General features: G+C 41.7%; 18 protein-coding genes and 2 other annotated features. Of the genes, 16 read left to right on the forward strand and 2 right to left on the reverse strand.

The window, feature by feature from the left end:
• Positions 1-40 precede the first annotated feature (40 nt).
• Entirely contained in the window at positions 41-652 is a 612-nt protein-coding gene (gene rpsD / locus YK48G_RS00115; protein ID WP_203628677.1) for a 30S ribosomal protein S4, read from the reverse strand.
• 191 nt (positions 653-843) lie between these two features.
• Positions 844-1,308 carry a free L-methionine (R)-S-oxide reductase MsrC gene (msrC, locus tag YK48G_RS00120; RefSeq protein WP_203628678.1) on the reverse strand — a complete coding sequence of 155 codons (465 nt, stop codon included), beginning with the start codon at positions 1,306-1,308 and terminating at the stop codon, positions 844-846.
• Between the two features lie 162 nt (positions 1,309-1,470).
• Here msrC and ezrA point away from each other — a divergent pair, with 162 nt between their 5' ends.
• The 16 genes from ezrA (at position 1,471) to yfmH (ending at position 20,255) form a co-directional block, all read left to right on the forward strand.
• Complete coding sequence (gene ezrA / locus YK48G_RS00125) at positions 1,471-3,216, forward strand: septation ring formation regulator EzrA (RefSeq protein ID WP_203628679.1); 1,746 nt, start codon at positions 1,471-1,473, stop codon at positions 3,214-3,216.
• 196 nt (positions 3,217-3,412) lie between these two features.
• A complete protein-coding gene (locus tag YK48G_RS00130; RefSeq protein ID WP_203628680.1) occupies positions 3,413-4,558 on the forward strand; it encodes a cysteine desulfurase family protein in 1,146 nt (381 codons plus the stop codon).
• 8 nt (positions 4,559-4,566) lie between these two features.
• Entirely contained in the window at positions 4,567-5,784 is a 1,218-nt protein-coding gene (gene thiI / locus YK48G_RS00135) for a tRNA uracil 4-sulfurtransferase ThiI (RefSeq protein WP_203628681.1), read from the forward strand.
• An 80-nt stretch (positions 5,785-5,864) separates the two neighbouring features.
• Positions 5,865-6,374 (forward strand): thiol peroxidase, encoded by a 510-nt coding sequence (gene tpx / locus YK48G_RS00140; protein ID WP_203628682.1) that lies wholly within the window; start codon positions 5,865-5,867, stop codon positions 6,372-6,374.
• A 27-nt stretch (positions 6,375-6,401) separates the two neighbouring features.
• Positions 6,402-6,609 (forward strand) — a binding site (T-box leader).
• Between the two features lie 62 nt (positions 6,610-6,671).
• Complete coding sequence (locus YK48G_RS00145) at positions 6,672-9,353, forward strand: valine--tRNA ligase (RefSeq protein WP_203628683.1); 2,682 nt, start codon at positions 6,672-6,674, stop codon at positions 9,351-9,353.
• A gap of 96 nt (positions 9,354-9,449) precedes the next feature.
• A complete protein-coding gene (locus YK48G_RS00150) occupies positions 9,450-10,772 on the forward strand; it encodes a bifunctional folylpolyglutamate synthase/dihydrofolate synthase (RefSeq protein ID WP_203628684.1) in 1,323 nt (440 codons plus the stop codon).
• A gap of 138 nt (positions 10,773-10,910) precedes the next feature.
• Complete coding sequence (locus YK48G_RS00155; protein ID WP_203628685.1) at positions 10,911-11,927, forward strand: rod shape-determining protein; 1,017 nt, start codon at positions 10,911-10,913, stop codon at positions 11,925-11,927.
• A 58-nt stretch (positions 11,928-11,985) separates the two neighbouring features.
• Positions 11,986-12,834, forward strand: coding sequence for a rod shape-determining protein MreC (gene mreC / locus YK48G_RS00160; protein ID WP_203628686.1), 849 nt, complete (start codon positions 11,986-11,988; stop codon positions 12,832-12,834).
• Positions 12,835-12,852: 18 nt separating this feature from the next.
• A complete protein-coding gene (mreD, locus tag YK48G_RS00165) occupies positions 12,853-13,377 on the forward strand; it encodes a rod shape-determining protein MreD (protein WP_203628687.1) in 525 nt (174 codons plus the stop codon).
• A 14-nt stretch (positions 13,378-13,391) separates the two neighbouring features.
• The gene (locus YK48G_RS00170) at positions 13,392-14,075 is read left to right on the forward strand and encodes a septum site-determining protein MinC (protein ID WP_203628688.1); all 684 of its coding nucleotides are present in this window, start codon (positions 13,392-13,394) and stop codon (positions 14,073-14,075) included.
• Entirely contained in the window at positions 14,068-14,874 is an 807-nt protein-coding gene (gene minD, locus YK48G_RS00175) for a septum site-determining protein MinD (protein ID WP_203628689.1), read from the forward strand. The genes YK48G_RS00170 and minD overlap by 8 nt, the downstream gene beginning before the upstream one ends.
• Before the next feature lie 58 nt (positions 14,875-14,932).
• Positions 14,933-15,166 (forward strand) — a binding site (T-box leader).
• 167 nt (positions 15,167-15,333) lie between these two features.
• On the forward strand, positions 15,334-15,978 hold the full coding sequence (locus YK48G_RS00180; RefSeq protein ID WP_203628690.1) for an amino acid ABC transporter permease: 645 nt from the start codon (positions 15,334-15,336) through the stop codon (positions 15,976-15,978).
• An 18-nt stretch (positions 15,979-15,996) separates the two neighbouring features.
• The gene (locus tag YK48G_RS00185; protein WP_203628691.1) at positions 15,997-16,632 is read left to right on the forward strand and encodes an amino acid ABC transporter ATP-binding protein; all 636 of its coding nucleotides are present in this window, start codon (positions 15,997-15,999) and stop codon (positions 16,630-16,632) included.
• Positions 16,633-16,648: 16 nt separating this feature from the next.
• On the forward strand, positions 16,649-17,500 hold the full coding sequence (locus tag YK48G_RS00190) for an amino acid ABC transporter substrate-binding protein (RefSeq protein WP_203628692.1): 852 nt from the start codon (positions 16,649-16,651) through the stop codon (positions 17,498-17,500).
• A gap of 198 nt (positions 17,501-17,698) precedes the next feature.
• Positions 17,699-18,979, forward strand: coding sequence for an EF-P 5-aminopentanol modification-associated protein YfmF (yfmF, locus tag YK48G_RS00195; protein WP_203628693.1), 1,281 nt, complete (start codon positions 17,699-17,701; stop codon positions 18,977-18,979).
• Positions 18,966-20,255: an EF-P 5-aminopentanol modification-associated protein YfmH gene (gene yfmH, locus YK48G_RS00200; protein ID WP_203628694.1), complete on the forward strand. Its 1,290-nt coding sequence runs from the start codon at positions 18,966-18,968 to the stop codon at positions 20,253-20,255. Before yfmF ends, yfmH begins: the two co-directional genes overlap by 14 nt.
• Positions 20,256-20,299: the final 44 nt, after the last annotated feature.

Here is a 20,299-nt window from a genome sequence, read left to right on the forward strand (position 1 = left end):
AAAGCGTCTTGCCAGGGCAAAACGCTTTTTAAGTAATGAATTAACCCAATTTGTTGTAATATTCAACGATGAGTGATTCATCAATATCAGCATCAAGTTCTTCACGTTGTGGTAAGCGAACCAATGAACCTTCAAGCTTGTCAGCATCGAAGTTAACATATTGTGGACGACCCACAACGGCTTCAACGGCATCTTTAATGACTTGAAGATCTTTGGACTTTTCACGAACGGAGATTACTTGACCAGGTTTAACTTCGTATGATGGAATATCAACTCGCTTGCCATCAACAGTAATATGACCGTGATTAACTAATTGGCGTGCTTGACGACGAGTCGTAGCCAAGCCTAAACGATAAACCATGTTATCTAAACGTTCTTCAAGCAAGATCATAAAGTTAACACCATGCTTACCTTCACGAATCTTACCTGCACGAATGAATAAGTTACTGAATTGGCGTTCAGTCAATCCGTACATATAACGCAATTTTTGCTTTTCATGTAATTGTAACCCATATTCTGAAAGCTTTGAGCGACGGCCTTGACCGTGATCACCAGGGGCATATGGACGACGATCAAGTTCTTTACCAGTACCTGATAGTGAAACACCCAATCGACGTGAAATTCTCCAGCTTGGACCTGTATATCTAGACATAAGTAATCCTCCAATAATTTTTTGGAGTAAAATAAGCCATTGTAAGCTTAGTATTCGTGCATGTTGCTTTGCTCTTTCGCTCAAGCAGCCGATTGAGTTACTTGCAGAACCAATCAAATGGCAACAACATGTTGACGAGCTTACCGCTCACTGCTGCATTATTTTACACAACCGCCATTGTACAAGGAATCCTAGTCTAAGTCAATATGTTTAATGAAAATGTCGCCAAAGGTTTTAAGACTTTCTTCGTCGGCTTCGGAAAACCGATCAAAAATCGGGGAGTCAATATCTAACACCCCAATCGGAAGATGGTTTTTAAACAAGGGGATCACAATTTCTGAACGCGAATTAGCGTCACAAGCAATATGGCCAGCAAATTGATGAACGTCAGCGACGCGCAGTGGCCGTTTTTGGGTAAGGGCGGTGCCACAAACTCCTTGACCGTTTTTAATGTGCATGCACGCTACGTTGCCTTGAAAAGGACCTAAAATCAGTTCATCGTTTTCTTGATCGTAGCGGTAAAATCCGACCCAGTTAATATTTTCAAGGGATTGGTTCAATAAGGCAGCCGCGTTTGCCATGTTGGCAATGATATCTTCCTCACCGCTCAGCAGTGCGTCAAGCTGTTGATTAACTAAAGTAGTTGTTTTTGGCATAATATCTATCCTCGCTTTAAAAAAATCTGGTGAAACGACCCTACTATGATATAATTCAGTTTAGAGTACTTTCGTTAATTATTAATACATAATAAATTGTTTTGTGGTTTTTTTCCACACTAATGTTCATTTAATATCTTTATTTCTGAAGGATGGGATCAAATGCTTACTTTGCTGATTGGAATTATTGTGGTGGTTGGGGCTTGTTATCTGGGGTTTGTGTTTTACCAGCGGCGGACCATTAAGATGGCAACAAATGTGTACGAAAACAAGCGGGACCTGAACAAAATTCCTTTAGACGATGAATTTGCCCTTGCCAAAAAGCTGAACTTAACGGGTGAATCACAAAAAAAGTATGATCAATTATATAATAAGTACCAACATTATAAAAATCAGATGTTGCCAAATATTGATGAAGGCATTGCGGCTGTCAAAGAAGATGGCAAGGGAATTAACTTCATTAAAACGAAGAATGATTGGCAAAACGCTAACCAAGCAATTGAAACCGCCAACTCGGAGTTAAAGGAAATTCAAGCCGGCCTTGCCCAACTTTATGATTTGAATAAGCAACATCATTTAGCCCTTGAAGAACTCGAAAAAAAGTATAAACGGCTTCGAGAAGATATGCTCAACCAAAACGAGTCGTTTGGACCAAGTATCGATAATTTGGAAAAGATGCTGGCAGAAATCGAAGGTACCTTTGATGAATTTACGCAGCTAACTAAGAGTGGCGATCCCAACAGTGCCGAAGACGTGTTAACAGATTTGAATGCTTCGACATCTAAACTAGAAGATTATATGCAGCGAATTCCAAAGCTGTACGCAATGCTTGCCCAAGAATTTGTTGACCAATTGAGTGAAATTCAGTCTGGTTATCAACAGCTCAAAGCCAAGCACTATAATTTTCCGCATGATCAATTTGAACAAAGAATGACGAGTTTGCAGAACCAAATTAAAGCCAGTTTAAAGCAGCTTGAAAATCTGGATGTTGACGTGGTCGATAAAGCCACTGCAGATATTGCCGGATCAATTGATCACTTGTATGATGCCCTTGATTTGGAATTGAAGTCGAGGCCGCACGTTGAAAAGAATACTAAGGTAATTGGTGACTACATCGCCCATGTCAGGCGACAAAATCGCGATTTAGCTGTTCGCCTTGAAAGTTTAAACAAGAGTTATCTCTTAACCCACCAGGAAATTGAGAATCACCATCAATATGACCAACAAATTACAACGATTGAACATGCGTACAATCAACAAATCCAAGCAATCAAAGCCGGCACTGCAGTGTTTTCCAGCATTGATCAAGCCCAGACTAAGATGACAAAAGACTTAGGCCAGATTGAATCGTTACAAAAGGATTTATTTCAATCAACGGTTCAACTTCCCCAAAGAGAAAAACAGGCGCGCAATGCCCTGGCCAAATTCGATTTGGAAATGCGTAATAAGAAACGCCGGATCGATAATCGCAACCTTCCCGGATTACCAGAAGATTATCAAGATACTTTTGCGGCCGTTGTGAGAGAAATCAATCACCTGAGTCATGCCATGAACCAGCCCCAAATTGATATGGACGATATTTCCAAGCAGGTGATTATCATTCAGTCCGATATGGATACTTTAGATGATCAAACCAATAAATTAATCGATGACGCAACATTGGCTGAACAAACGATTCAGTACGCAAACCGTTACGTTGGTTCAAATAGTGAGATGGCAACTGCTAGTAAACAAGCTCAGGTCTATTTTGATCAGAAGTATGATTATCAAAAAAGCCTGGCGACAATTTCTGAAGCACTTGAGAAACAGTCAGCGGGGATGTTCACCAAAATTCGCGACGATTATTTTGCGGCTAAGAAAAGCGCACAGCCAACGGAGGATAAACAGGATCCGGATCAGAAACGTTGATCCAGTCATTAATCGCCTTTGAAATTCGTTAAGCAAGATAGGTGGTAGACAAGCAGTTGTTTTGTCTGCCACTTATTTTTTAACAGTAATTTAATTAGTGGCACACCTGGCTTGTTACTGGTTAGCTTTGGGTGTATCATCATGGGAGTTATATTTGTTGGAGTCGAACCAATAAATTTAGAGAAGAAGGTTTCAAATGATTTATTTTGACAATAGTGCAACGACACAAGCACTGCCAGAAGTACTTGACACATACAATAAAGTTAGCGAGAAGATTTGGGGTAACCCATCCAGTCTTCATAACTTTGGTGAGCAAGCTTTTCACTTACTTGAACAATCTCGAAAGCAAATCGCTGATTTATTGCATGTCCATTCAGATGAAATCTATTTCACGAGTGGTGGAACCGAAGGCGATAACTGGGTTATTAAGGGCACGGCTTTGGCTAAGCGGGAATTTGGCAAGCACATTATTACGACTTCCGTGGAGCATGCAGCTGTTCATAACTCGATGGAGCAATTACGTCAACTCGGTTATGAGATTACTTATTTACCAGTAGACAATGAAGGCCGAATCTCGGTTGCTGATTTGAAAGCGGCAATCCGTCCGGACACAATTTTGGTTTCAATTATGGCAGTTAATAATGAGATTGGCACAATTGAACCAATTAAAGAAGCTGCCGAGTTGCTGAAGGACTATCCGAAGATTCATTTTCACGTTGACGCAGTCCAAGGATTAGGCAAAGGGATTGAAGATCTCATTTTTAACGATCGGGTAGACTTTGTTGCCTTTTCCGGTCATAAATTTCATGCGCCGAGAGGGACCGGCTTTATTTATGGTCGCCGAGGGCGGCGGATTGCGCCGTTAATGAACGGTGGTGGTCAAGAGAAGAATCAACGCTCAGGAACTGAAAATTTACCAGGAATTGCTGCAATGGCTAAAGCAATTCGACTGGTTTTGGAAAAAGCACCTACAGCGATTGAGACAGAACGTAAGATTAAGCAGCTAATTATTGATCACATCAGCAAGTTTGACAAAGTAGTGATTTTTTCGAAAAATGATAAAACGTTTGCCCCACATATTCTTTGCTTTGCCATCAAGGGCGTCCGGGGTGAAACCATTGTTCATGCCTTTGAAAAATATCAAATCTTTATTTCAACAACTAGTGCCTGCTCATCTAAGAGTCATGATGAATCTGGCACTTTAAACGCAATGAAGGTGCCAGAAGATGTTGCGACCAGTGCGGTTAGAATCTCATTGGGCGATCAAAATACGGTTGAGCAAGCTGAACAATTCGTTCAGGTATTTGATAAGTTATATCAAGAGTTTGATAAACTAAGTTAGGAGCAGTTATGCACTATACAGAAATTATGGTTCGCTATGGTGAACTGTCCACAAAAGGGAAAAATCGAAAAGACTTTATTAAGCAACTTGGAAGAAACGTGCGGGCCGTGTTACATCGCTTTGAAAAAGTCGAGGTCAAAGCACAACGAGACCGGCTGCACGTGGCTTTGAACGGTGAAGATGACGATCAAGTGATTGCTGCATTGCAGGGCGTCTTTGGAATTGAGAATCTTTATCCAACAATTCGAATTGAAAAAGACTTGGAAACAATTAAGCGGGTCGTCTTACAAATGGCCCAAGCACAATTTACACCAGGCGCCACCTTTAAGATTAATACCCGCCGCCAAGATAAGCATTTCGCGTATGATACCAATCAGCTTAATAACCTCTTAGGGGCTTACGTGTTAGAAAATGTTGACGGGATCAAAGTTGACGTGAAGCATCCGGATATCGCTATTCGAGTTGAGATTCGGATGAATGGTGCGTTTATTTCGGCCGAAACCATCCATGGGGCCGGCGGCTTGCCGGTCGGGACTGGTGGCCGGGCAACGATGATGCTTTCTGGTGGGATTGATTCACCGGTTGCCACTTATCTCGCAATGAAACGCGGTGTTAAAATTGACATGATTCATTTTTATAGCCCGCCTTATACCAGTGAACAAGCCTTAAACAAGGCTAAACAGTTAACGTCTGTTTTGGCTAAATATTCAGGTAATATTCAATTTATTCAAGTACCTTTTACTGAAGTTCAAGAGACTATCAAAGAAAAGGTGCCAGAAGGGTATTTGATGACGATTCAGCGGCGAATGATGCTGCGGATTGCAGCTGAAATCACCAAGCAGCGTCATTGCAGCGGCGTTTTCACTGGTGAAGCTTTAGGGCAAGTTGCTTCGCAGACATTGGAAAGCATGCTGGCCATCAATGATGTGACCACAATGCCGGTACTGCGGCCGCTGGTTTCAATGGACAAAGAAGACATCATCAAGATCTCAAAGCAAATTAAGACTTTTGATTTGTCAATTTTACCCTTTGAGGACTGTTGCACGATCTTCACGCCGCCTTCACCAAAGACGCGGCCGGATCTGGAAAAGTCTAGAAAATTTGAAAATTATATCGACGTTGCTGGTTTGATGAAACGGGCAATTGATGGCATTAAAATTACCGATATCAAAGCTGGCGAAGAATTTTTAAATCAGGATCAAGATGTTTTCGCCGAACTGTTATAATTATTTTAGGGTCTTGCGTATTAGTCAGGATTGGGATAAATTAGTCAGTAAGCTAGGTAACCATCAAAGGAGTGTTCTTGATGCAAGTCACGATTAATGGAAAAGATGAAGAATTATTTGGCAACCCACCGGAAGTCGGCGACCAGCTGCCAAAGTTTAAGTTAGAAGATGCTAATGGCGGTAAAGTTAAAACGGCGGACATTATTGGTAGAATAACGCTGCTTTCAACGGTTCCAGACATTGATACGCCAGTTTGCTCAATTGAGACGCGTCGGTTTAATCAAGAGGCTGACAAATATCCGGATGTGAACTTTTTAACGGTTTCCAATAACACCATTGAACAGCAAAAGGATTGGTGCGCAGCTCAAGGCGTTGAAAACTTGAAGCTATTATCGGACGAAAGTTTATCATTGGGCTATGCCATGAAGCTTTATTTGCCAAACTTTGGTGCGTTGGCTCGAACTATTTTCATTATGGATGCGACTGGCAAAATTATTTATCGCCAAATTGTACCTGAAATAACGGATGAGCCCGATTATGAGGATGTATTAACGGCATTAGGAAAAGTTGCTAAACGTGTTGACGATTAGCAAATAGTTGGTTAAGATTGAAATTAAATCAAAGCATTGAGCAAGAGAGTAGCCAATCAGTCAGGTTCAGAAAGAAAATCAATGATGAGAGATTTTTACTGGCGGTTGTGTGAACGTAGCTTGCGAGCTATTCGTTCGAGTTTTTGAGAGCGAATCGGTAATCGACCGTTATACTGATCATTAAGTGGGGCATTTTGCCCAATTTAGGTGGTACCGCGAACGCTTCGTCCTAATTGTTTGGACGGAGTGTTTTTTGTTACATAAGGTGTCAATCAAGTAAGAGAAAGGGGTATTAGTATGGCAGATAAGAATAATGCCGTTTCGGATAAGCAAACCGAAATGTCGACCAAATATAATCCAACCGCCATTGAAAAGGGTCGGTATAATCAATGGCTTGATGAGGGGGTCTTTAGCCCAAGTGGTGATCAAAAAGCCAAACCGTTTTCAATTGTGTTGCCGCCGCCAAATGTCACTGGCAAGTTGCATTTAGGCCATGCATGGGATACAACGCTACAGGATATGATTATCCGTCGAAAACGAATGCAAGGGTATGACACGCTCTGGCTGCCAGGAATGGATCACGCTGGGATTGCGACCCAAGCCAAAGTGGAGGCCAAACTGCGAGAACAGGGAATTTCCCGTTATGATTTGGGCCGGGAAAAGTTCGTTCAAAAAGTTTGGGAATGGAAGGATGATTTCGCTGCTACTATTAAGGAACAGTGGGCGAAGTTAGGACTGTCACTGGACTATGAACGAGAACGGTTTACCTTGGATAAGGGACTATCAAAAGCAGTTCGTAAGGTATTTGTCGAGCTCTATAAGAAGGGGCTTATTTATCGCGGTGAATACATCATTAACTGGGATCCTCAAGCTAGAACTGCCTTGTCAGATATTGAAGTTATTCATAAGGATGATCAAGGGGCTTTTTATCACGTTAAATACCCATTTGTTGGTGACACGACCTTTAATGGGAAACCTTACATTGAAATTGCAACGACTCGACCAGAGACGATGATGGGCGATACTGCAGTTGCTGTTAACCCTAGCGATGAGCGGTACAAACAGCTTGTCGGCAAAAAAGTTATTGTGCCATTGGTTAATCGCGAAGTGCCTATTATTGCCGATCAATACGTTGATCCGGATTTTGGAACTGGGATGGTGAAAATTACCCCAGCCCATGACCCTAATGACTTTAAAGTAGGGAATCGCCATGATTTGCCTCGAATCAACACGATGAATGAAGATGCTACCATGAACGAAAATGCTGGTAAGTATCAGGGAATGGATCGTTTTGAAGCTAGAAAAGCAATGGTAGCTGACCTGAAGGCCCAAGACCTCGTGCTTTCAATTGACCCGATCGTCCATTCGGTTGGCCATTCGGAACGAACGGGAGTCCAAGTTGAAGCTCGGCTTTCAACGCAGTGGTTTGTCAAGATGAAGCCTTTAGCTGAACAGGCTATTCAAAATCAAAGTACGGATGACAAGGTCAACTTCTTCCCCGAGCGATTTGAAGGAACATTTACTAATTGGATGGAAAACGTTCATGATTGGGTGATTTCCCGTCAATTGTGGTGGGGCCATCGAATTCCAGCTTGGTATAACAAACAGACCGGTGAAACCTACGTTGGGATGCAAGCACCTAAAGATGCTGAGAACTGGCAACAAGATCCCGATGTTTTGGATACTTGGTTCTCGTCGGCTTTGTGGCCATTTTCGACGATGGGCTGGCCTGACGATACCAACGATATGAAGCGCTATTTCCCGACTGACACGTTGGTAACTGGCTATGATATTATCTTTTTCTGGGTTTCTCGGATGATCTTCCAAAGTTTGGAATTTACGCATCGCCGGCCATTTAAAGATGTCTTGCTTCACGGCTTGATTCGTGATTCTCAAGGCCGAAAGATGTCGAAGTCACTCGGTAATGGGATTGATCCAATGGATGTCATTGATAAGTATGGGGCCGATGCTTTACGCTGGTTCTTATCAAACGGTGGCACCCCCGGACAAGACTTAAAGTTCACTTACGACAAAATGGATGCTGCCTGGAACTTCATCAACAAAATTTGGAATGCCAGCCGATACGTCATTATGAACTTGGATGGTATTAGCGAACCAAAACTGCCAGCTCAATCAGAATGGCAATTGTCTGATCGTTGGATTTTAAGCCGATTAAATGCAACGGTTAACAAGGTGAACGACCAATTTGAAAAATACAACTTTGGTGAAGCCGATCGTGCGCTTTATGATTTTATTTGGTTTGATTTTTGTGACTGGTATATTGAAATGAGTAAGGAAGCATTAACCAGTGACGACACGCAATTAAAACAAAATACGCAAAATATTTTGGCGTATGTTTTGGACCAAATTTTACGGCTATTGCAACCGATTATGCCGTTTGTGACCGAGTATATTTGGCAAAAAATGCCACATACGGGTAAATCTTTGGTAACCGCCAGTTATCCAGAAGATCACCCAGCGTTTAATGACGAAAAATCAGAGCACGAAATGCAATCCTTAATTGATTTAATTAAGGCCGTTAGAAATATTCGAAGTGAAGCAAATGCACCACTATCTTCACCTATCGACATGTTGATTCAAACGGATGATCCAAATTTAAAGACGATTTTTGAAACAAATCGGGATTACATTGATCGCTTCTGTCACTGCAAGGCGCTTAAAATCGATCGTACAATTGAAGCACCTAAGCTCTCAATGTCGGCGGTCATTACTGATGCGACTGTCTTTGTTCCGTTAGCTGAATTAGTTGATCTTAATGAGGAAAAGGCCCGGGTTCAAAAGGATGTCGATAAGTTTGAGTCAGAGGTCGCACGCTCAGATAAGAAATTGGCTAATAAAAAATTTGTTGAAAACGCCCCAGAAGCGGTTGTCAACGAAGAAAAGCAAAAACAAGCGGATTATCAATCTAAGCTGAATGCAGCTAAGGACCGTTTGCAGCAAATTACGAATGAACTATAATATAGAAGGTTGTTTAATAATTAAGCAACTAAAGTAACATCGAGGCTGGAAGCAAAACAATGTGTTTTGTCCCAGCCTCGTTTTGAGGAGAAATTAATGATTAATTCGTATGAAGAGGCACTAAACTTTATCCATGGTCGAAGCCAATTTAAAAAAATTCCAACTTTGAAGCGGATGCGACGATTTTTGGATGAACTAGGAGCACCTGACAAACAAGTGAACGCGATCCACGTTGCGGGTACTAACGGCAAAGGATCAACTGTTGCGTTTTTAAGAAATATACTGCAACAAGATGGAAACACGGTTGGCACCTTCACCTCACCATTTTTAATTAAGTTCAATGAACGAATTAGTGTCAATGGCGTGCCAATCTCGGATAAGGAAGTTCTCCGTTTAACGCAAAAGCTCTATCCGGTCGTCAAAAAACTTGATCAGCTCTTGCCTGAGGGTGGGCCAACGGAATTTGAGATCGTGACGGCAATGATGTTTACCTATTTCGCGGAAGGCCATGCCGATGTCGTGATCATTGAAGTTGGGCTCGGCGGCCTGTTTGATTCAACAAACGTCATTGTCCCTAAAGTCTCTGTTATCGTCACAATTGGTTGGGATCATATGCATATCTTAGGCAATACGCTACCTAAAATTGCTTACCAAAAAGCGGGAATTATTAAGCCTGGCGTTCCCGTTGTGGTGGGGCGAATCGATTCGGAACCACTTGAAGTGATTAAACGAGTGGCTGAAGAAAAGCAAAGTCTCATTTCAATCTTAAATCGCGATTTTCGAGCGACTTCAACGGGTGAAAATAACTGGCAACAACAGTTTAACTTTGCTGTTAAAAGCCACCAAATTAATGGTTTAACGACGCACCTGCTTGGTGATTATCAAGTCGATAACGCCGCTGTCGCAATTGCAGCATACCGGATGTATTGTCAGCGATTAGGAAAGCCGGTTAATCTGCAAAGTATTCGAAATGGGGTAAAGGCAACTCAGTGGGCGGGCCGATTTGAACGTCTGTCGATTAAGCCAACAATTGTTTTGGATGGCGCTCACAACATTTCGGCTGTCGATGAATTGGTTGAGTTACTGCGGACTGACTTTTCGGATCGGCGACTGTTCATTTTGATGGGAATCTTGGCGGATAAACAAGCAGACAAAATGGTTACGAAAATGGCAACCCTCCCAAATACCGAGATTGTTCTAACGCATTTTGCCGGCCCAAATAAACGCCAGGCAGCTGATCCAGAAAAATTGGAACATCAAGTCGGTCAAACTGCCGATCCAATTTTGACAATTACCGATTGGCACCAAGCAATCAACACGCTCAAAGACAAGCTTACTGGTAACGATATGTTACTGATTACCGGCTCTCTTTATTTTATTTCTGATGCGCGCAAATATTTGCTGAGTAATTTCAAATAATATCTTAAATAAGTCTTTGATTAAATGGATTTCATTTATTTTTTGATACGGTATGATATACTTGTTTCGTTAAACAATAATAATTCAATAAATCTATAATAACTAAACTAAAAATTGTGAAAGATAGACAACGAAGGGATGGATAACGTGTTTGGATTTGGGGAAAAAAACATAGGAATTGATCTTGGAACCGCCAATACAATTGTGTATGTCGAAGGAAAGGGAATTGTTCTTCGCGAACCGTCGGTGGTTGCTAAGAGTACCAAAAACGGTGAGATTATCGCCGTGGGAGAAGAAGCCCGGGCGATGATCGGACGGACCCCTGCAAGTATACAAGCGGTCAGACCCATGAAGGATGGCGTTATTGCAGACTATGATACAACGGTTGCAATGATGAAGTATTTTATTGAAAAGGCCCTAGGACATTCATCAGGCAAGCCTTACGTGATGGTTTGTGTGCCAACGGGCATTACAGCCGTTGAAAAACGGGCGGTCATTGATGCGACCCGTGTTGCGGGTGCCCGGGATGCTTATGTGATTGAAGAGCCATTTGCTGCTGCTATTGGCGCTGGTTTGCCGGTAATGGATCCAACTGGCAGTATGGTAGTCGATATTGGTGGTGGCACCACTGACGTTGCCACTATTTCACTTGGTGGCATTGTGTCTAGTCGCTCTGTTAGAATGGCTGGCGATAAATTGAACGAAGCAATCTCTCAGTATGTTCGTCAAAAATATAATCTGTTGATTGGTGAGCGAACGGCTGAACAGCTTAAAATTGACATCGGCTCAGCATCGCCAAAAGCTGCCAAAGAAATCAAGGCGGTGCCAATTCGGGGTCGTGATTTGGTAACTGGACTACCAACAACCGTTGAGATTAGCGGCGTAGATGTCAATAACGCGATCAATGAATCAGTTGCCGCCATTATTGCAACTATCAAGGAAACTTTGGAAGAAACCTCGCCAGAAATTGCTGCCGATGTCATTGATCATGGGATCGTCTTAACTGGTGGCGGTGCCTTACTGCGAAACATTACTGACGTAATTGCCGAAGCAACACAAGTGCCTGTGTCAATTGCGTCGGATCCACTTGATTGTGTGGCAATTGGGACTGGAGAGTCACTCAAGAGCATTAACGTGATGAAGAAAAAGCAATAATCACGAAGCCTAAATATCTCTAGGCTTATTTGTTAATGAATAACGAATGGAGGCAATTATGCAAAAGTTTTTCTCCAGTCGAAAGCTTGTCATTGTCATTGTATGTTTAATCATTAGTTTTGGTCTGATGACCGTGTCGGTTGCGATTCGAAATAAGCGGAGTACGCCAACGCTCATTCAACAATTTGGCAATGACATTGTGGGATTCGCAGATCGAATCGTTGCTGTGCCAATGAATGGGGTTCAACATGGGTTTGTATCAGTTAAAAACTTGTTGAACACGTACCAAGAAAATCAACAACTCAAGTCAAAAGTTGATCAGCTCGCTCAGACCCAGGTGAAAGATCAAGCACTGCAAAGAGAAAATAAGCAATTAAAGCGGCAGTTGAATGTCGGCAACACGTTAACCGGTTATGAAAAAATTAATGCTGCTGTCATTACCAGAACCCCTTCTTCTTGGGCAAGCCAAATTGTGATTAACAAAGGGCAGGCTGCCGGTGTTAAAAAAGACATGCCAGTCGTTGCTGGACCTGGATTGATTGGAACAGTTGCTGAAGTTAACAAAACGAATAGTAAGGTTGTGTTGATTTCTAATACGGCCGAGAATTCAAACCGATTTGCCATTCAAATTGTCGGCGCAAATTCGAAGGTCGTTAATGGCATTATTACTTCATACGATTCACAAGCTAATCGAATTATTATGGGCAATATTACTTCAACTGCCAAACTAACCAAGGGCGACCGGGTAACAACCAGCGGTCTTGGTGGCGTCATTCCAAAGGGGATTTACGTTGGGACTGTTGCTAAAATTGCTGAAGACGATTACGGCTTGGCTAAGAAGGTTTATATCAAACCGGCTGCTAATCTCAATGACATCGAAATCGTGTCGGTAGCAGTTAGAGAGTGATAGGAGGAAATCAACTAAATGAAACGCAGAATTCCTATCGCGATGATTTTTGTGATTGGCCAATTGATTGCTTTCTTTTTGGATGGGTCAATTAGTCAAATACTTTCGGGAATATTATTTAAGTATCCTAATACAATGGTTCCTTACTTAACGGTTATGTGGCTGGTTTTGGCAGTTTTCTTTGGAAATGCCAAGAAGCTTCATTTAGGTATCTGGGCTGCTGTGATTGGCTTTGTGTTTGATATGTACTACACGGGAATTTTAGGCGTTTATGTCTTTATCTTTCCGTTAGTTGTTTATCTTTGCCAGGTTATCTACCAGATGTTGCCCCCGAGTTTCATGAGTGGCTTTTTGGTGTACTTTTTGGGGATTACGGTACTGGTAACGTTGGGCTTTGTTGCTAATGCCTTTATTGGCCAGGCTCAAGCCTCAGTTTCTGAATTTTTAGTAAATACGTTAGCGCCTACGTTGGCTCTCAATCTTGTCTTGTTAGCGATTTCTTATTTTCCGATTGAGGCTTTGTATAGAAGCCATAGGCGATAGGAGGGATTTTGAGGATGCAGGATGCAGCGGTGTTGAAGGGCACTAAGGATGGTTATGAAATTGTTTTAGATGAAAATGCGGGAATTGAAGCAATCTTTTCTGCATTAAAAAAATTATTGAACGGCTTGCAGGCCCAAACGCTTTCGACCAAGCCACAGATAATTTCGTTTGATATTGATACGGGCAGGCGGCTTTGGTCAGCTGAAAATCGAGCAAGAATTGAAACGATTTTTGCAGACTATGCTGATTTTTCGGTTCACAAAATCACCTCAAATGTCATTACTAAAGAAGAATCCGCCCGTCGATTAGAACAATTGAGCGTCCACGTTATTGACAAAATCATCCGCAACGGTCAAGATGAACGAATCCAAGGTGATGTATTATTTCTTGGAAAGGTTCATGAAGGAGGCAAATTATTAGTCAGTGGCAACATTTATGTCCTTGGTGAAGTTTCCGGCATCATCCAAGCTGGAACGCCGGATTTCGAAGATAAGATGATTATTGGGGACGTACATAATGCGCAACAAGTTCGAATTGGCGAACAATTTGAAATTTTGGATGATACCAGGCACCACATTGATGGCGGAACGGTCATCTACGTAAATGATCTTCATGTGCTTGATTACGGCAAAGTTGAAGATTTAAAGCAAATCAACCCTAAGTTCTTTAATCAGATAGGAGGAGTCATTAATGGGTAAAGCTTATGTGATCACTTCAGGTAAGGGGGGAGTTGGCAAAACAACTTCATCGGCAAATATCGGAACGTCCTTAGCAATGCTTGGCAAAAAGGTGTGCCTCCTAGACCTTGATATTGGATTACGGAACTTAGATGTCGTTCTTGGGTTGGACAACCGAATTATGTATGACATTGTTGACGTGGCGGTGGGCCGGGCCAAGTTGGCGCAAGCGTTAGTCAAAGATAAGCGCTTTGATGATCTGCTTTATTTGTTACCAGCCGCTCAAAACACTGATAAATCGGCCCTTAACCAAGACCAGGTTAAGGAAATTGTCGATGATTTAAAACCTGATTTCGATTATATTTTGATTGATTGTCCCGCCGGCATCGAACAAGGGTTTATGAATGCCATTGCCGGCGCGGATAGCGCAATCATCGTCACAACCCCCGAAATTTCTGCTGTGAGGGATGCTGATCGAGTTGTTGGCCTATTAGAACAACATCCCTTACAGGAGCAACCTCGGTTAATTATTAACCGGATTCGGCAACATATGATGAAGGACGGTTCTGTGATGGATGTCGATGAAATTACCCACCATCTAGGCGTTGAATTGCTGGGAATTGTGTTGGATGATGACGCCGTGATTACCACTTCTAACAAGGGCGAACCAATCGTGCTTCAAGCCGAAAATCCCGCCGGCCAAGGTTATCGAGATATTGCTCGCAGGTTAATCGGCGAATCGGTTCCGCTTATGGAATTAAAGGATGAGGTCAAGCCGACATTTTGGCAAAAGGTGGGCCATTGGTTCAAAAAAAGTTAATACGGCTTGACGATAACTCAAAAAACAGCTATCATGTAGATTAATTAATTTAAAAGTTTGAAAGACTATGATCAGAACCGTTAATCAACCGAATTAACAGAGAGCTCATGAGGGTGGAAAATGAGTAATTTGGTCATTAACGTCACATCTGGGAGTCATTTTTCTGAAAGTCTACGAGTAGGAAAAAGCGGTAAGCACGTTATTGCTGGAGTTTATTAGTTAAACTCACTGAGGTTTTTCGTTTGAGCGAAAAACAAATTTGAGGTGGGACCGCGATTTAATCGTCCTCTTAAGTCACTTTTGGGTGGCTTAAGGGGATTTTTATTTAAAATCGATGAAGTAGTAAACTTCGTGAGGCTATGAATGCGAATTTATGGCAAATTGAGGTGGCACCGCGAACCCTATCGTCCTCTTGAGATCAATTTCTCAAGGGGACTTTTTTAATTGGAGGAATGTGAAATGATTCAATACATTGAACAAATTTTACCAGCACTGTTATCTGGTACCAAAATGACGTTGTCGATCTTCTTTTGGACGCTGATTATATCGATTCCATTAGGGGCATTAGTTGGCTTGGGACTCATTCAAAAGTTTAAGCCACTGGTTTGGCTATTAAATATCTATGTTTGGTTGATGCGAGGAACCCCCCTGTTATTGCAATTAATTTTTGTCTTTTATGGCTTACCAATCTTAGGGATTATTTTTCAACGATATGACGCTGCCTTATTTGCATTTATTTTAAATTACACGGCTTATTTTGGCGAAATTTTCCGTGGTGGTTTCCAATCTGTGCCAAAAGGACAGTTTGAAAGTGCCAAGGTCTTGCGACTAAGTTATGGTCAAACGATTCGAAAAATTGTGATTCCTCAAGTGTTTAAAATTGTGTTACCCTCCATTGGGAACGAAGTGATTAATTTGGTTAAGGATTCTTCACTGGTTTACGTCATTGGCTTGGGCGACTTATTGCGGGCCGGTAACGTAGCAACTGCGCGGGACGTCACCCTGGTACCGTTAATTTTAGTTGGGATTATCTACCTTGCCCTAACGGCGATTTGTACGATTGTATTAAAGCTGATTGAAAAACGGGAAAATGTTTGGCAATGATGTTGAGGAGGGGATTGAATGTTAGAAATTAAGAATTTAACCAAAAAATTTGATAACAGAACCATCATTGATAACCTCTCAATGACGGTTAACGATAATGAAATTATGGCAATTGTTGGCCCTTCCGGCGCTGGAAAAACAACGCTTCTACGCTGCATTACCGGCTTAGAGACCGTTAACCAAGGTCAATTCTTTTGGAATGGTCAGCAGTTTGACCCAGCGAATACGGATCAAAAAGATACAATTATTGGCGTTGTGTTCCAGGATTATCAGTTATTCCCGAATCTAACGGTAATGGGGAATATTACGCTGGCACCAACAATGGTCAAAAAGTTGCCGCTCGACCAGGTTAAAGCCTCAGCCCGGCATTTATTGAGTCGCTTAGGATTAGAGGGCAAGGAAGACCTTTATCCGTTTCAACTATCCGGTGGCCAAAAGCAACGGGTGGCAATCGTCCGGGCATTGGCGATGAACCCTAAAATTTTGTGTTATGATGAACCGACTTCCGCGTTGGACCCGGCTTTAAGGGATGAAGTTGCTGAGATTATTTTGGATTTGAAAAAGCAACAAATGACCCAAATTGTGGTTACCCATGATATGGATTTCGCGCAAAACGTTGCTGATGAAATCAAGCGGGTTGCCCAGCTGAGTTAGAAAGAAGGAGTCGTCCATGAGAAAGTTTTTAAAACGAAGTCCGTTAATCATCATGCTCATGCTTGTGATGCTCGGGTTGTCGGGTTGTCGCTATGAAAATCGTCAAAAAATGAACACCAATCCAGATACATGGTCAATCGTTAATAAACAAAAAAAGATTGTCGTTGGCCTCGATGATAGTTTTGTCCCAATGGGGTTTCAAACCAAGAGTGGACGAATTGTTGGCTACGATGTTGATTTGGCCCGAGCTGTTTTTAAACTGTATGGCATCAAGGTAGATTTTCAACCAATTGATTGGTCGATGAATGTGACCGAGCTTCGAAACGGCACCATTGACTTAATTTGGAATGGGTTTTCAATTAATCCACAGCGAGCTAAAAAAATAACCTTTAGCCAACCTTATCTTAAGAATGAACAGGTGTTGGTTTCTAAAAAGCAACAACAGATCAAAAGCTTTTCAGATATGAAGGGAAAGGTCGCTGGCGTTCAAGCAGGGTCGGCAGGGGCGATGGATATTGATAACCAACCCCAATTACTTAAGAATAAGATCAAGGATCACAGTCCCATCTTGTATGATTCATTTACCGAGGCTTTCATCGACCTAAACGCCAATCGAATCCAAGGGTTGCTGATCGATAGCATTTACGCTGGCTATTACATTGGCCACCAAGCAAACCAGGCAAGTTATCGGAGTATTCCCAGTGAGTTTCCGTCTGAATATTATGGCGTCGGAATGCGAAAGGGCGATCGAAAGCTGAAACAAAAGATTGACAGTGGCTTACACAAGTTAGCCCAAAACGGACAGTTACACAAGATTGACATGAAGTGGTTTGGCACAGATCGTGATAGTACGCTAATCCATCAATAGTTATGAAAAGTCGGTTTAATGGCCGGCTTTTTTTGTGGCAGATACGATAAAACGAGAGATTGGTGGTTTGGCGGTGCCCCCTTAGTTGATACTGACTGGATAGACCTCTTGTTTTTTTATTACAATTATCAATTTAAGTTGAGATTTTAAGTCATTTATTTTACTATGAATTCTGTGATTAATTGAGGAGGAAGTTAGGTGGAATATCGCGTTGCTAATGGAGTTTTACTCCAAGTTGTCCCCACGGATAAGTTTAAGAATATGAAGATTATGATTAATTTAACGTCACCGATTGACCATCGAAATTTTGCGAAGTTGGCATTATTAGCTGAATTATTAGAAAATGCTTCAGCTAAGTATCGTAGCGAAATGGCCGTATCACGCAAATTATCGGCCATGTATGGCGCAAGTTATGGTGTTTCGGTTCTTCGCTATGGGAATCAACATACCCTACAGATTAAAATGACTTACCCAAACGATCAATATTTACCAGATGACCATGACCTAACGGCTGAGGTCTTTGCTTTTTTAAAAGAGATGATTGAAAGGCCGCTGGTAGTTGCTGGCCAATTTGAGCAAGCCTATTTTAAGATTCATCAAACTAATATGATTAATTATTTAGAGTCAATTGTAGATAACAAGGAATATGAAGGGACACTGCAGCTACAAAAGTTGTATTATCCAAATGACCGTGATCATGGCGACTTCTTGTTAGGAAGTGCTTCGGAAATTCGCAAAATTACTTCCGAGGAATTGTTGCGATATTATCGGCAGGTGTTGGCTCAAGCTGAAGTAACTGTTTTGGTGGGTGGCCATGTTGATTCTGGAAAGATCCTAGCCGAGGTTCGCCGCTTTAAAACGTTCAAAGACCGGCCAATAACTAGTTACCCCCTACTTGTTGTTCCAGATCCAGTTCAACAGGTAGCGATTAAAAGGCAAGTGATCACAGGTTCGCAGAGTGTGTTGAGCCTCGGTTATCAATTACCAATCTATTTTGGGAGTCAAGATTACTTTGCTGCGATGATTTTTAACCAATTATTTGGTGGTTCAACAAGATCGTTGCTATTTACAAATGTCCGCGAAAAGGCTAGTTTAGCTTACGACATTCACAGTAATTATAGTTCGCTTTTTGGGATGGTTACGGTTCAAGCGGGCATTGATGGTCAAAATGAAAAGCGGGTCACGCAGTTAATTCATGAACAACTTGATCACCTTGCACAAGGTGATTTTACCGACGAGCTATTAATGGGAATTAAGCGGTCGCTCATTAATCAACATCGTTCAGAAAGTGATCATCTCGGCGCGTTAATGGACAACGAGTATCTTCAACATATTACAAAGTTTTCGATTAGTGATAATGATTGGGAAAACCAGGTTCGCTTGGTTAACCGCTCGCAACTCAAAGCAGTTGCCACCCAACTTAAACTCAGGGCGATCGTTGCACTTAATAGTGGGGAGGTTTCTCATGCAAACCATTAATTATCCAATTTATGGTGAAAAGTTACTTGTGAGCCAATTAAATAATGGCCTCATGGTTTATATTCAGCCGAAGCCAGGGTTTAACAAAACAACAGCTGTTTTAGGTGTTAATTACGGTTCAATTGACCGATCTTTCCAACTGGGTAACCAAACGATTATTCAACCGGCTGGGATTGCCCATTTTCTAGAGCACAAGATGTTTGATAAGAAAGATTATGATGTTTTTGAATTGTTTAATCAAACTGGCGCGGCTTCCAATGCTTATACCAGTTTTACAAATACAAATTATCTTTTTTCAACCACCGAGGCTTTTAAAGAAAATTTAATGATTTTACTCGACTTTGTTCAAACACCTTACTTTACAGCGGCAAAGGTTGAACGAGAAAAGGGGATCATTGACCAAGAGATTAATATGTATCAAAATAATCCGGATAACCAAGCCTATTTCAAAACGGTTAACGCGTTATATCCTGCGTCGCCACTCTCAAGCGATATTGCGGGAACCATTTCAACAGTAAACCAGATTCGGCTTAAAGACATTGAATTGGCCTACCAGACCTTTTATCGGCCAGATAACATGTCACTTTTTATTACAGGAAAAGTGGATCCACAAGAAACCCTTGACTGGATCAGCGAGAACCAGCAAGCCAAGTCTTGGGGTTCCCAGCCATCGGTTAGCCGGCAATTGGATTTGTCTCAGGATCAACCTGAAAACCGTCATTTTGTTAACATGACGGTTTCTAGGCCCAAAACCATGATTGGCATTCGGGGGAATGATTCGGTACCAACTGGCCGCCTTGGTTTGAAGTATGAAATTGCCTTATCACTGATGTTTGACCTTTTTTTCAGTGAAAATGCTGATGAATATGATAAACTATATCATGATGAAATTATTGATGATTCATTTTCATGGGAATTTGAAAACGAACGTGGGTTCCATTTTGCGCTTCTTGGTGGTGATACGGATCACCCTGATGAATTTATCAATCGAATCCGAACAATTATTGAGCAAATTCCAGAGATAGTGAAGCGCAAATCAACTGATTTTGCGCTGCAAAAAAAGGAACAGTTGGGTAACTACATTCAAATGATGGATTCACAAGAAGCAATCAGCAGCCAATTCGATGGCTTTTTGGGGTCACCCTTGACCATTTACGATGAAGTTGCAATTTTAAACGAATTAACGTTTCAAGATGTCGTCCAAATTACCCAGTCGTTTTTGAACAAAGCCAGTTTTCAAGAAGTGATTATTGGAAATACAAAATCGCGCGGGTGAGCCCGCAAACGACTGTGATATACTTTAGGTAAACGAAATTAATT

The sequence above is a fragment of the Lentilactobacillus fungorum genome (assembly GCF_016860605.1).
Taxonomy (GTDB): Bacteria; Bacillota; Bacilli; order Lactobacillales; family Lactobacillaceae; genus Lentilactobacillus; species Lentilactobacillus fungorum.

Excerpts from the sequence above, each read along its gene's own strand:
- rpsD (WP_203628677.1), bottom strand. The coding sequence starts at position 652 with ATGTCTAGATATACAGGTCCAAGCTGGAGAATTTCACGTCGATTGGGT.
- msrC (WP_203628678.1), bottom strand. The coding sequence starts at position 1,308 with ATGCCAAAAACAACTACTTTAGTTAATCAACAGCTTGACGCACTGCTG.
- ezrA (WP_203628679.1), top strand. The coding sequence starts at position 1,471 with ATGCTTACTTTGCTGATTGGAATTATTGTGGTGGTTGGGGCTTGTTAT.
- YK48G_RS00130 (WP_203628680.1), top strand. The coding sequence starts at position 3,413 with ATGATTTATTTTGACAATAGTGCAACGACACAAGCACTGCCAGAAGTA.
- thiI (WP_203628681.1), top strand. The coding sequence starts at position 4,567 with ATGCACTATACAGAAATTATGGTTCGCTATGGTGAACTGTCCACAAAA.
- tpx (WP_203628682.1), top strand. The coding sequence starts at position 5,865 with ATGCAAGTCACGATTAATGGAAAAGATGAAGAATTATTTGGCAACCCA.
- YK48G_RS00145 (WP_203628683.1), top strand. The coding sequence starts at position 6,672 with ATGGCAGATAAGAATAATGCCGTTTCGGATAAGCAAACCGAAATGTCG.
- YK48G_RS00150 (WP_203628684.1), top strand. The coding sequence starts at position 9,450 with ATGATTAATTCGTATGAAGAGGCACTAAACTTTATCCATGGTCGAAGC.
- YK48G_RS00155 (WP_203628685.1), top strand. The coding sequence starts at position 10,911 with ATGGATAACGTGTTTGGATTTGGGGAAAAAAACATAGGAATTGATCTT.
- mreC (WP_203628686.1), top strand. The coding sequence starts at position 11,986 with ATGCAAAAGTTTTTCTCCAGTCGAAAGCTTGTCATTGTCATTGTATGT.
- mreD (WP_203628687.1), top strand. The coding sequence starts at position 12,853 with ATGAAACGCAGAATTCCTATCGCGATGATTTTTGTGATTGGCCAATTG.
- YK48G_RS00170 (WP_203628688.1), top strand. The coding sequence starts at position 13,392 with ATGCAGGATGCAGCGGTGTTGAAGGGCACTAAGGATGGTTATGAAATT.
- minD (WP_203628689.1), top strand. The coding sequence starts at position 14,068 with ATGGGTAAAGCTTATGTGATCACTTCAGGTAAGGGGGGAGTTGGCAAA.
- YK48G_RS00180 (WP_203628690.1), top strand. The coding sequence starts at position 15,334 with ATGATTCAATACATTGAACAAATTTTACCAGCACTGTTATCTGGTACC.
- YK48G_RS00185 (WP_203628691.1), top strand. The coding sequence starts at position 15,997 with ATGTTAGAAATTAAGAATTTAACCAAAAAATTTGATAACAGAACCATC.
- YK48G_RS00190 (WP_203628692.1), top strand. The coding sequence starts at position 16,649 with ATGAGAAAGTTTTTAAAACGAAGTCCGTTAATCATCATGCTCATGCTT.
- yfmH (WP_203628694.1), top strand. The coding sequence starts at position 18,966 with ATGCAAACCATTAATTATCCAATTTATGGTGAAAAGTTACTTGTGAGC.